A 12,913-nucleotide genomic window follows, 5' to 3' on the forward strand; every position below is an offset into this window, starting at 1 on the left:
GTCGCGACTTTAACTGAGTTATGGCAAGCGAAAAACTACTGGCTCAGCAATAATGCTTAAGGTAATTTATCATGGGAAAAATTACTGGTTTTTTAGAATTTGAACGTGTGTCAGAAACATACGAAGCACCTGCAGAGCGTCTTAAGCACTATAAAGAGTTTGTCTTGACGTTAGATGATAAACAGGCGCAACAGCAAGGTGCTCGTTGTATGGATTGTGGTATTCCATTTTGTAATAATGGTTGTCCTGTCAATAATATTATTCCTGATTGGAATGATTTAGTGTATAAGCAAAACTGGGAAAAAGCACTTGAGGTATTGCACTCAACAAATAATTTTCCTGAGTTTACCGGACGAATTTGCCCTGCTCCTTGTGAGGCAGCCTGTACATTAAATATTAATAACGACCCTGTCGGAATTAAATCAATTGAGCATGCGATTATTGATAAAGGTTGGGCTAAGGGTTGGGTTGTGCCGCAAGTACCTAGTAAGCGTACTGGAAAAAAAGTCGCTGTTATTGGCTCTGGCCCTGCAGGTTTAGCCACTTCTCAACAATTGGCTCGTGCTGGTCATCAGGTTACTTTGTTTGAAAAAAATAATCGTATTGGTGGTTTGTTGCGATATGGTATTCCTGATTTCAAATTAGATAAAAGTTTAATTGATCGTCGTATGCTTCAAATGGAAGCTGAAGGTGTTGAATTTCGTCCTTCAACTTATGTAGGTAAGAAAGGAGATAAGGTTGAAGATGGACTGGATGTGATAACTTTTGAAGAGTTAGATAAAGAGTTTGATGCGATCGTATTGTCAGGTGGCTCAGAAGTACCACGTGATTTACCTATTCCTGGCCGTGACTTGGATGGTGTTCATTTCGCTATGAATTTTTTAACTCAACAAAATCGTCAGAATGCAGGTGATCGTTTAAAAGATCAAATTAATGCTGCAGGTAAGCATGTTGTTGTGATTGGTGGTGGTGATACTGGTTCTGATTGTGTAGGAACAAGTAATCGTCAAGGTGCTGCTTCGGTGATACAGATTGAGTTAATGCCTAAGTTACCTGAGCAAGAAAATAAAGCCTTAACTTGGCCGTATTGGCCTGCCAAATTACGTACGTCTTCTTCTCATGAAGAGGGTTGTGAGCGTGATTGGGCAATTGTGACGAAATCGTTTGAGGGTAAGAAAGGTAAGTTAAGCAAAATCATTGCTGCACGTGTTGAGTGGATTCGTGATGATGTCACTGGTCAGATGAAGATGCAGGAAATTGAAGGCTCTGAATTTGAAATTAAAGCGGACTTGGTCTTTTTAGCAATGGGTTTTGTGCATCCTGTAGCGGCTGTGCTTGAGGCGGCTGGTGTGGATAAAGATGTTCGTGGTAATGTGAAAGCGAATACTGAAAATTATCAAACCTCTGTGCCAAAAGTGTTTGCGGCTGGTGATATGCGTCGTGGGCAATCGTTGGTTGTATGGGCTATCCGTGAGGGTCGTCAATGTGCAAGAGCTGTTGATGAATTCTTGATGGGAGAAAGTGTCCTACCACGTTAGAGGTTGATAGTGTAATTGCAGATTACTCAAGAGAGTAGTTTGGTAGTCGCTCAGACAGCACAGTGCTTACGCCTGTGCGAACTCGCTTGGTACTCAAACTCTCTCTGACTAGCGTTGAATTATGCACTAGTCTGATTTTTCAGGCGTTGTAGGGGGCTATTCTCTTAGCAGGTAGAGGTTGATAGTGTAATTGTAGAGCACTCAAGAGAGTAGTTTGGTAGTCGCTCAGACAGCACAGTGCTTACGCCTGTGCGAACTCGCTTGGTCCTCAAACTTTCTCTGACTGGCGTTGAATTATGCACTATTCGGAGCTTTTTCGATGTGGGTAAGTGCTATCCTCTTAGCACGTTAGAGGAGATAGGATGGTTATCCTGCCGTCAGGAGAGTAGTTTGGTAGTCGATCGGACAGTACAGTGCTTATGCCTGTACGAACTCGCTTGGTACTCAAACTCTCTCTGACTGGCGTTGAATTATGCACTATTATATGTAAAAGCCACTGAAAGAAATTCTCTCAGTGGCTTGTTTTTGTCTAGTAGTAACTAGGCAATGGTCATTAGGCTTGCATTACCACCAGCCGCTGCTGTGTTAGTGCTGATGGATTGTTCGTGAACTAATCCAAGTTCAGCGTAACTTGCACCGTCACGGAGCTGATGACTAGTCAAACCTTGGGCGATGACGATTGGACCTTTTCGTTTACTTAGGCGTTTATTAAGTTCACGTAAAGAATCACCATCACCTTCAAAAAGGGCTGCATCAAATTTTGCTGTATCTAGTTCTTCCTCTTTAATGAAATGAATGCGATTTTTGAGTTGTGTATCAATCGTTTTTAACCATTCTCTTACGTCAGGTGTATCGACCAAGATGGATTGGTTACCACTTTGACGAATTTGCGTAAGTTGAGTGACTAGACCCAATGCTGTAGAAGGAATAGCGAGTACAGAACCTCGAGCAATTACGCGATAAATATTGCTCTCACCAGTTGGGCCTGGGAGTACTTTGTACAGGCTATTACTATCTTTTAAGTTAAAGTCTTTAGGTAGGTTTTGGTTACCTGTACTTAATAAGCGGAATAAGTATAGTGGACCGCCTGCTTTAGGACCTGTACCAGATAGACCTTGTCCACCAAATGGTTGTACTCCTACGACAGCACCTACGATATTACGATTTACATAGATATTACCTGCGTGAATATTGTTTGTCACATGCTCAATCGTTTCATCAATACGGGAATGGATACCAAAGGTTAATCCGTAACCAGTTTGGTTAATTTCATTAATGAGTTGGTCGAGGTTTTCACGTTGGTAACGTAACACATGAAGAACTGGGCCAAAGACTTCTCGTTGTAATTGTTTAATTGAATCAATTTCAATTAGTGTAGGCGGAATAAAGGTACCATTCTTTGCACTTGGCAATAGATTAATTTGTTTTATATTTAAACCATTATCACGCATCTTATCAATATGCTTTTGAATGATATCTTTTGCTTGTGTGTCGATTACTGGGCCAATATCAGTAGATAAAACATTAGGGTTGCCTACTCGTAATTCATCCATGGCTCCTTTGATCATATTAATCACATGGTCAGCGACATCCTCTTGTACGCAAAGAACACGCAGAGCTGAGCAACGTTGGCCTGCTGAGTCAAACGCAGAGTTCAGAACATCAAATACAACTTGTTCTGCTAAAGCAGATGAGTCAACAATCATGGCATTTTGTCCGCCTGTTTCTGCAATCAGAGGGATTGGGTGTCCATTTTTATCTAAACGATTGGCCAGTGTAGAAGCGAGTAATCTAGCTACTTCTGTAGAGCCTGTAAACATAACACCACCGACTTTATCGCTAGAAATTAGCTGCTGACCAACGGTTTCGCCTTGGCCTGGAAGTAACTGTATGGCATCCGCAGGAATACCTGCTGCATGTAAAATTGCCACGGCTTGTGCAGCAATTAGTGGTGTTTGTTCAGCGGGTTTTGCTAGAACTGTATTGCCAGCGGCTAAAGCGGCAGCCACTTGACCCATAAAAATGGCAAGAGGGAAATTCCATGGGCTGATACATACGACAACACCTAAAGGTCGTTGTTGTTCAATATCAAAATTTTCTTCAATTTGATCGGCGTAATAGCGTAGGAAATCAACGGCTTCACGTACTTCAGCAATGCCGTTATTGAAAGATTTACCAGCTTCTCGGGTAATAAGTCCGAGTAAGTTTTGTAGATTATCTTCTAATAAGTCACCAGCTTTACGTAATAGTTCTGCACGCTCATGGATAGGCGTAGATTGCCAAATCAATGACATGCTTTGTGCTTTATCAATTGCTTGATTAACTTCGTTTGCCTCGGCTTCAATGACTTCCCCAACTTTATCTTGGTGGTCGGCTGGGTTCATAATGCTGATGACACGAGTAGTATCCCACTGCGCCAGAGTACTTGGCTTGGCTTGCCATGTATTGGTGCCACCATTTAATAGCGAGGCTGCTAATGAACCTAAACGATGTTCATTGCTAAGGTCTAGACCACTAGAGTTTAAACGCTTACTATTGGCTGTTTTATACAGATTTTTTGGTAAAGGAATTTTATCGTGAGGCGCACCAAGAGGAGAGATTTTTTGTGCCATTTCGATGGGGCTTTGCACTAAGGTATTTAAATCTACATTTTCATTGGCGATTTGATTGACAAACGATGTATTGGCACCATTTTCAAGTAAACGACGAACTAGGTAGGCTAATAAAGTTTCATGAGTACCAACAGGAGCATAAATACGGCAGGGCCTATTTAATTTGTTTGTCCCAACGACTTCCTCATATAAAGGCTCACCCATGCCATGTAAACATTGAAATTCATATTGACCACGATAATAATTATTACCTGCTAGGTGGTAAATTGATGATAGTGTTTGTGCATTATGTGTGGCAAATTGTGGATAAATTGCTTCTGGAGCACTGAGTAGTTTTTTGGCGCAAGCAAGATAAGAAACGTCTGTATAAACTTTGCGTGTGTAAACCGGATAGCCTTCTAAGCCATCTACTTGCGCACGTTTAATTTCGCTATCCCAATAGGCACCTTTAACTAGACGTACCATGATGCGGTGGTGTGTGCGGCGTGCTAAATCAATAACAAAATCAATTACATAAGGAGCTCGTTTTTGATAGGCTTGAATAACAAAACCAATGCCATTCCAGCCTTGTAATGTTGGCTCTTGGCAGAGTCCCTCTAATAAATCTAGAGAAATTTCTAAGCGATCGGCTTCTTCCGCATCAATGTTCAACCCTATATCGTATTGGCGACATAGTTTAGTTAAGGCGATAACACGAGGAAGTAGTTCGTTGATCACTCTATCTCGTTGGGCTCTTGAGTAACGAGGATGTAGGGCAGATAGTTTGATAGAAATGCCAGGTCCTTCGTAAATGCCACGACCTGCTGATGCTTTGCCTATTGCATGAATGGCTTGCTCATAGTCACGATAATAGCGCTCTGCATCTGCTTCAGTAGTTGCAGCCTCACCTAGCATATCATAGCTATATCTAAAGCCTTGCGCTTCAAATTTTTTACTATTGGCTAATGCATCAGCGATTGTTTCACCAGTAACAAATTGCTCGCCCATCATGCGCATAGCCATATCAACGCCTTTGCGGATTAATGGTTCTCCACCTTTGGCAATTAAGCGAGTAATGGCGCTAGAGAGATTTTGTTCACTATTGACGGCGACTAGCTTGCCTGTAATCATAAGTCCCCATGTGGCAGCATTGACAAACATGGAAGGAGATTCGCCCATATGTGATTTCCAGTCACCATGACTAATTTTGTCGCGAATTAAGGCATCACGTGTCGCACGATCGGGAATACGTAATAGTGCCTCTGCTAAGCACATTAATGCGACACCTTCTTGACTAGAAAGGGCAAATTCTTGAATTAAGCTTTCTACGCCACCAGAAGGTGTTTTTTGTTTTAGTGCCGTTACTAATTTAAGAGCTAGCGTTTTTGTTTGTTCTGGATTAGCAATAGTAGCTTGTTGCAGTAAAACTGGGACGCACTCTGTTTCTGGGCGACGATAAGCAGAAGTGATAGCCGAGCGAAGAACGGATTGTGATTGTATATCTTGCCCAAACTCAAAAAATGGAGGGTAGGCATTGCTATTGTCGGGGTGATGAGTTTCTAACTCTGTTGTTAGAGCATTGGGAGCTTGTGTTAAGTGGAGTAATTCTTTTGGTATATTGCCACTTGAGATTTGATCTAAATAAGCGGTTAATGCTTGTTTATGCAACCAGTGTGGTGTGCAATTAAGTTGTTGAGCAATTTCTTGTAAACGCTCTTTGGTGGCATTATCAACTTTTATGCCTAGTGTTGTATAGTCAGTCATCATGAATGTTCCTTACAGAAAGATGGAATTAGCGTATTATTTTTCTATAAGTAAATAAATTAGGGTTTACCCTTAACTAAATTAGTTAACCTTTTGTTTTTAAGTGTTATTTTTAATGATTTTTGATATAGTGCACCTTGTTGGCAATATATTGATGAGTCCTAGGATATTTTTGATTATAATGGGGGCTTAATTGTTACTTGCTTAAGCTAAAAATGACTAGTCAAGTATTTATATGAAAAATGATTTCTCTTTCTTGCTTTTTACGGTAATAAGAAATTGCTACAATAATCAATTATTCTTTTTATTCAATAATTCATTGTGTTAAAACCAGATCACGAAACAATTCTTCTTTTAGAAAATGTGTCCTTAGGCTACGGGGAGCGCACTATTTTGGCTGACTTAAATGTGCGAGTTCGTCAGGGTGAGGTCGTTGCACTAATTGGTGGTTCAGGCTCAGGGAAAACCACGTTATTACGAGGGGCGACAGGGCAAATAAGACCACAAAAAGGAAAAATATCTTTATATGGTCAAGATGTGAGTTTAGTGACATCTCAGCAATTGCAACAATTACGTCAAAGAATGGGAGTACTCTTTCAACAGGGAGCATTGTTTACTGATCTGGATGTATTTGATAATGTTGCCTTTCCTTTAAGAGAGTTAACTAATAATACAGAAAAGGTCATTTTTGAGAAGGTTTTGGATAAGCTGGATGCTGTTGGGTTACGATCTGCAGCACATTTAAAGCTATCTGAAGTTTCTGGAGGAATGGCTCGTAGGGTGGCATTAGCAAGAACAATTGTGCTTGAGCCGGATTTGATTTTGTATGATGAGCCGTTTGCTGGCTTAGACCCTATTTCACTAGGGATGACAGCGCAATTAATTCGAGATACAGCAAACCGATTAAAATGTGGTGCTTTGCTGATTACCCATGATATCGAGGAGTCGTTTAAAATAGTGGATTATGTCTATATGCTGGGACAAGGTAAAATTATTATGGAAGGTACTCCAAACGATTTTAGACATTCGGATAATCCTTATGTACAGCAGTTCTTACAAGCGAGTCCCACTGGTCCTGTCGTTTTTGAGTATCCAGAGACGTCTAACTTTCAGCAGTGGTATGCTAAACGCAAGGAGCAACTAAAGTGATTAATGCTATTGCGAGTTTAGGTGGATGGGTCGCGAATGCGATTAGTGGATGGGGACGCATATTTTGTTTGTTACTGACATTATTAAAGCAATCATTCATTATTTTTCAGCGTCCACGTTTAGTTATTGAGCAAATACATTTCATAGGCAATTATTCTTTAATTATTATTGCCGTGTCTGGCTTATTTGTCGGCTTTGTATTAGGTTTGCAGGGTTACAATACCTTATCTTCTTATGGATCTGAAGAAGCGTTAGGTATGTTGGTAGCATTGAGTCTCATCCGTGAATTAGGTCCAGCGGTGACAGCATTATTATTTGCTGGTCGTGCAGGAACTTCATTAACAGCAGAGATTGGTTTAATGAAGTCTGGTGAGCAAATCAATGCAATCGATGTGATGGGCATTAATCCAATACGTAGAATTTTAGTTCCTAGATTGTGGGGGGGGATAATTGCGATGCCTATATTGGCGGCAATTTTCTCTGCTGTAGGAATTATGGGTGGATGGTTTGTTGGTGTAGGATTGATTAGTATTGATACGGGGGCTTTTTGGTCTCAAATGCAGGCAGGTGTCGATGTTTTTCATGACGTATTAAATGGCGTAGTGAAAAGTATCGTGTTTGGTGTGGCTGTTATGTTAGTCGCTCTATATGAGGGATGGTATTGTGATCCAACTCCTGAAGGTGTCGCCAAAGCAACCACGCGAACTGTTGTTCATGCGTCTTTATTGGTGTTAGGTCTAGATTTCATCATGACTGCACTAATGTTTTAAAAATAATTTTAGGTTTGTAAAATATGCAAAGTAAAAAAACCGATTTTCTTGTAGGCTTATTTGTATTGCTTGGCTTTTTAGCATTATTGTTTTTAGCATTAAAGGCCGGTAATTTAAGTACTTTTTCGTTTGATCACACTTATAAAGTGATTGCAAAATTTGATAATGTAGGTTCGTTAAAAATTCGTGCCCCTATTAAAAGTAATGGGGTTGTTGTTGGTCGTGTCGCAGCAGTTAATTTTGATAATAAAGAATTTAGAGCGATTGTGACGTTTAATATAGAAGAGAAATATAAATTTCCTAAGGATACTTCGGCATCTATTCAAACAGCAGGGCTAATAGGGGAGCAATATATTGGTCTTTCAGCTGGTGCTGAGGAAGAAGATTTAAAAGATGGTAGTCAAATCCTTTATACGCAAAGTGCGGTCGTTTTGGAAGATTTGATTAGTAAATTCTTATTTTCAACGGCTGAAAAAGAAGGTCGTGACGAGAGTAAATAGGACTGATGATGATTAATATAAAACAGAGCTTTAAGTTATCTAGTAGTGTATTGCTAGGCTTATTATTAGGTGCTTGTGTCACGGTTGAAAAGCCTGCAGAGGGCGATCCTTTGGAAAGCTATAATCGTACAATGTTTAAGGTGAATGAAGGGCTTGATAAAGCCATTTTACGTCCTGTCGCCAAAGGTTATGAAGCCGTTGTTCCTCAGCCAGCACGTAGTTGCGTTAGTAATATGTTTAGTAATGTGGGTGATGTTTGGTCGGGGGTAAATAGTTTTGCTCAGGGGCGTGGCGTGGATTTTTTTAATTCACTAGGGCGCTTCTTAATGAACTCTACTCTTGGTCTAGGTGGCTGTTATGATGTGGCGAGTGAAAAAGGTGCCAAAAAAATTGAAAATGATTTTGGTACAACATTAGGTGTATGGGGATTGGGAGATGGTCCATATGTCGTGCTACCTTTATTTGGCTCTAGCTCGTTGCGTGATACAGCTGGTTTAGTGGGTGATTCAGTAGGTGGTACAGTAACGTATACAACCCCTTGGGCAATTGATAATATTCCTGTACGTAATAGTATAGTCGGTGTTCAGGTCGTTAATAAACGAGCAAATTTATTAGCAGCAGATGATATCGCAACAGATGTGTCTTTGGATAAGTATGCTTTCGTGCGTGATGCCTATAAGCAAAATCGACAAGCTTTATTGCGCTCTAAATTAGAAGATGAGATTGTTTCTGGCCCTCCATCTACAGCACATTTGGCTGAGGATATCACTGAAAGTGGTAATGTCATTCCGGGTCAAGAAAGAAGAAATCAATATAGACTTGAGTTGAGAGAGAAACGGCATAAAAGAGTTGAGGCGTTGGGAACAGAGAATGTTCCGGCTTATGATGATCCAGGTGAGTAATTATCTGTAACTTTCTTGACAATGCTTTAATTATTTTGGGATAAAAATCCTTTATGATTGGAAGTAACGGAGTTGTTTACTACTCTTCCCATTTTATAGGAGTGCTTAAGAAATGAGCCAAACAATTTTTGCTACACCGAAAAAAATTCTATTTAGTAGTGTGCTAGGTTTAGGATTGAGTTTATCTGTGCAGGCAGCACAAGATCCTAATCAGTTTATTGAGAAGATTGCTAATGATACTTTAGATGCGATTAAATCAAATGGTGCAGCTAAAAGTGGCAATATTGCAGAAATCAATAAAATTGTTAATGATTATTTATTGCCTCATGCAAATTTAGAGAAAACTACTCGACTAGCTACGGGTGCGCCTTGGCGTCAGGCTAGTGCAGACCAAAAACAGCAGTTAGTGTCTGCCTTTAAGCAAACCCTAGTTCGTACATATAGTGGTGCCTTTAAAAATGTGAATGATACAGCTAAGATTACGTTGCAACCTTTTAGAGGTAATGCGGATGCTAATGATGTTGTTGTTCGTTCTGTAATTACTGCAGCAAATGGCCCTGTCGCTGTGGATTATCGCCTTGAAAAAGCGGGTGATTCATGGAAAGTCTATGACTTCAGCGTTGAAAATATTTGGTTAGTTCAAAACTATAAAAACCAATTTGCTGGAGAAATCTCAAAAGGCGGTATTGATGGTTTAATTAAAAGTCTTCAAAAATAATAGATAACAGGACTTATTTGTTAAGTAACTCCATGGCATTCTTTTGATTGTCGTGGAGTTTTTATTTAGAGGTATTTTTCTTTAAGATAATTCATTGATGGGTAAGTGTTATAGCAAGGAATAAAAAGCTATAATAAATCACTTAACTATTTCCATTTACTCAAGCGAATGTCAGCAGTCACTATACAAAATCTCAGTAAGATTTATGCCAAGAATAATAGCCTATGGGGCTGTCTTATCGGCAAAGCAAATGAAACGGGTTTTCAGGCGCTAAATAATATTAATTTGACTATTAATGAAGGCGAGTTTTTTGGGCTATTAGGTCCAAATGGTGCTGGAAAAACCTCATTGATTTCCATATTGGCAGGTTTATCAAAGCCAACAACAGGTTCGGCTACCATTTATGGTTTTGATGTTCAGAAAGACTATAAACAGGCAAGACAGTCATTAGGTGTGGTACCACAAGAGCTAGTTTATGACCCTTTTTTTACCGTGAGGGAAACGTTACGCAATCAATCAGGTTATTTTGGGTTACGACATAATGATGATTGGATTGACGAAATTGTGTTCAATCTAGGGTTATCAGATAAAGTAGAAAGTAATATGCGTGATTTATCTGGTGGAATGAAAAGAAGGGTGTTGGTGGCTCAAGCATTGGTACATAAACCTCCAGTTATTATTCTGGATGAACCAACAGCAGGAGTAGATGTTGATTTACGAAAAAGCCTATGGAAATTTATCTCTTCACTAAATAAAAAAGGGCATACTATTATTTTGACGACGCATTATTTAGAAGAGGCTCAGGAGCTTTGTGAGCGTATTGCTTTTTTGCGTAAGGGTAATTTAGTTGCTTTGGATACGACTAGCGCCATATTAGAGAATACAGGTAGAAAAGGCTTAGAGTATGCCTTTTTACACTATACGCATGAGGAAAATAATTAAATGACAATGAATTCGTTACAAAATGATTTGAAGTTTGGTTCAGGTTTTCCCGCATTATTTTATAAAGAGTTATTGCGTTTTTACAGAGTTGCTTTTCAAACTATTGCTGCACCAGTGATTACTTCGGCTTTGTATTTGTTAGTTTTTGCGCATGTGCTGGAAAGTAGGGTTCAGGTTTATGGGCAAATATCATATATCAGTTTTTTAATCCCCGGGTTGATGTTGATGAGCATGATGCAAAACTCATTTGCTAATTCATCTTCTTCTCTTATGCAAAGTCGCTTAACGGGGAATTTAATTTTTATCTTGCTTCCTCCATTATCGCCTTATGAAATTTTTGCTGCCTTTGTTGGTGCAAGTATTGTACGTGGCGTGGCAGTCGGTCTGGCACTATGGTTAATCAGTTTATTTTTTACCGTAGCTATTCCACTACATCCTCTATGGGTGATAGCCTTTGCTGTGATGTCCTGTGCAGTAATGTCCTGTTTAGGATTGGTGGCTAGTTTATGGTCAGAAAAGTATGATCAGTTAGCCTCATTTCAAAACTTTATTATCATGCCAATGACATTTTTATCGGGTGTTTTTTATTCAATCCATAGCTTGCCTACATTTTGGCAAAAAGTATCATTTTTTAACCCTGTTTTTTATATGATTGATGGGTTTCGTTATGGGTTTTTCGGAATATCTGATGTTTCACCCTGGACAAGCTTTTTTGTGGTATTTTTGACGTTTATAATAGTAACTTTGATTGCCTTGAGAATTTTGGCAAGTGGATACAAACTACGGACTTAAGAATGAATTTACCGACACCAGAACAAATTAGACAATATATTGTGGACCATTTGCCTTGTGAGCACTGTGAAGTAGAGGGTGATGGTGCCCATTTTCAAGCCTTAATTGTTAGTTCAGCATTTGAGGGAAAACGGTTAATAGCGCGACATCAATTGGTTTACTCTGCATTGGGCGATCGTATGCGAGCTGAAATTCATGCCCTTTCTATGAGTACACTAACCCCAGCAGAGTACAAACAAAATGGATAAATTAAAAATAATAGGGGGTACTCCTCTTCATGGAGAGATTACTATATCAGGTGCTAAAAATGCAGCCTTACCAATACTGTGTGCAGTGTTGTTAACGGATGAGCCTATTATTTTGCGCAATGTCCCTGATTTAAATGATGTTAAAACAACGATTCGTGTTTTGGAGCAATTAGGCGTTAAGGTTGAATGGTTAGAGCCAGAGGTAGTGCGCTTACAGGCAGATAACATTATTTCTTATGAAGCACCTTACGAGTTAGTTAAAACAATGCGCGCATCTATCCTAGTGCTTGGCCCATTATTAACACGTTTTGGGCAAGCAAAAGTTAGTTTGCCTGGTGGGTGTGCTATTGGGCAAAGACCTGTAGATCAACACATCAAGGGATTAGAAGCTCTGTCGGCTGATATCAAGGTTGAGCATGGTTTTGTTGTCGCTAAAGCGGAGCGTTTACAAGGTGCATCCATCCGTACTGATATGGTCACTGTTGGTGGAACAGAACAATTCCTGATGTCGGCAGCCTTAGCCAAAGGAACCACGATTTTAGAAAATGCAGCAAGAGAGCCAGAAGTTGTCGATTTGGCGGAGTTGTTGATTGCTATGGGAGCCAAAATTACTGGCCATGGTAGCGACCGTATTATTATTGAAGGTGTAGATAAATTACATGGTACAGATTATACGGTTGTTGCTGATCGCATTGAGGCAGGAACTTTCTTGTGTGCTGTGGGAGCGGCAGGTGGTGATATTACCTTACGTAAAGCGGCTCCACATACAATGGGTGCGACGTTAGATAAGCTAATTGAAGCTGGATTAACAATTGAAACAGGTGCTGATTGGATACGTGCTCGTATGGATAAGCGTCCCAAGGCAGTGAGTATTAAAACTCATGAGCATCCGGGCTTTGCGACTGATATGCAAGCTCAGATGATGGCACTCAATACGATTTCAGATGGTACGTCAGTAATTGTTGAAAATATTTTTGAAAATCGTTATATGCATGCTGA

Annotated in this window: 11 protein-coding genes; 10 read left to right on the forward strand and 1 reads right to left on the reverse strand. The window is 39.8% G+C overall.

The window, feature by feature from the left end; translation table 11 throughout:
- The first annotated feature begins 71 nt into the window (after positions 1-71).
- Complete coding sequence (locus V757_RS25415) at positions 72-1,538, forward strand: glutamate synthase subunit beta (RefSeq protein ID WP_023952638.1); 1,467 nt, start codon at positions 72-74, stop codon at positions 1,536-1,538.
- 539 nt (positions 1,539-2,077) lie between these two features.
- On the opposite strand, the gene putA is transcribed toward V757_RS25415, so the two are convergent.
- The gene (gene putA, locus V757_RS25420; protein ID WP_036694700.1) at positions 2,078-5,893 is read right to left on the reverse strand and encodes a trifunctional transcriptional regulator/proline dehydrogenase/L-glutamate gamma-semialdehyde dehydrogenase; all 3,816 of its coding nucleotides are present in this window, start codon (positions 5,891-5,893) and stop codon (positions 2,078-2,080) included.
- A 393-nt stretch (positions 5,894-6,286) separates the two neighbouring features.
- On the opposite strand from putA, the gene V757_RS25425 reads away from it, so the two are divergent.
- The 9 genes from V757_RS25425 to murA all read left to right on the forward strand — a co-directional run.
- A complete protein-coding gene (locus V757_RS25425; protein WP_245587045.1) occupies positions 6,287-7,042 on the forward strand; it encodes an ABC transporter ATP-binding protein in 756 nt (251 codons plus the stop codon).
- Positions 7,039-7,812 carry a lipid asymmetry maintenance ABC transporter permease subunit MlaE gene (mlaE, locus tag V757_RS25430; RefSeq protein ID WP_023952644.1) on the forward strand — a complete coding sequence of 258 codons (774 nt, stop codon included), beginning with the start codon at positions 7,039-7,041 and terminating at the stop codon, positions 7,810-7,812. Before V757_RS25425 ends, mlaE begins: the two co-directional genes overlap by 4 nt.
- 23 nt (positions 7,813-7,835) lie before the next feature.
- The gene (gene mlaD / locus V757_RS25435) at positions 7,836-8,312 is read left to right on the forward strand and encodes an outer membrane lipid asymmetry maintenance protein MlaD (protein ID WP_023952645.1); all 477 of its coding nucleotides are present in this window, start codon (positions 7,836-7,838) and stop codon (positions 8,310-8,312) included.
- 8 nt (positions 8,313-8,320) lie between these two features.
- Positions 8,321-9,214: an MlaA family lipoprotein gene (locus tag V757_RS25440; protein ID WP_023952647.1), complete on the forward strand. Its 894-nt coding sequence runs from the start codon at positions 8,321-8,323 to the stop codon at positions 9,212-9,214.
- A gap of 112 nt (positions 9,215-9,326) precedes the next feature.
- Positions 9,327-9,932, forward strand: a complete 606-nt coding sequence (locus tag V757_RS25445; RefSeq protein WP_023952649.1) for an MlaC/ttg2D family ABC transporter substrate-binding protein — start codon at positions 9,327-9,329, stop codon at positions 9,930-9,932.
- 168 nt (positions 9,933-10,100) lie between these two features.
- Positions 10,101-10,874 (forward strand): ABC transporter ATP-binding protein, encoded by a 774-nt coding sequence (locus V757_RS25450; protein ID WP_023952651.1) that lies wholly within the window; start codon positions 10,101-10,103, stop codon positions 10,872-10,874.
- 6 nt (positions 10,875-10,880) lie between these two features.
- A complete protein-coding gene (locus V757_RS25455; protein WP_031274824.1) occupies positions 10,881-11,666 on the forward strand; it encodes an ABC transporter permease in 786 nt (261 codons plus the stop codon).
- A gap of 2 nt (positions 11,667-11,668) precedes the next feature.
- A complete protein-coding gene (locus tag V757_RS25460) occupies positions 11,669-11,914 on the forward strand; it encodes a BolA family protein (protein ID WP_023952656.1) in 246 nt (81 codons plus the stop codon).
- On the forward strand, positions 11,907-12,913 hold a 1,007-nt coding region (gene murA / locus V757_RS25465), incomplete at its 3' end, for a UDP-N-acetylglucosamine 1-carboxyvinyltransferase (protein ID WP_023952658.1). The genes V757_RS25460 and murA, both read left to right, overlap by 8 nt.

Source organism: Pelistega indica (assembly GCF_000506865.1).
GTDB classification, from domain to species: Bacteria; Pseudomonadota; Gammaproteobacteria; order Burkholderiales; family Burkholderiaceae_B; genus Taylorella; species Taylorella indica.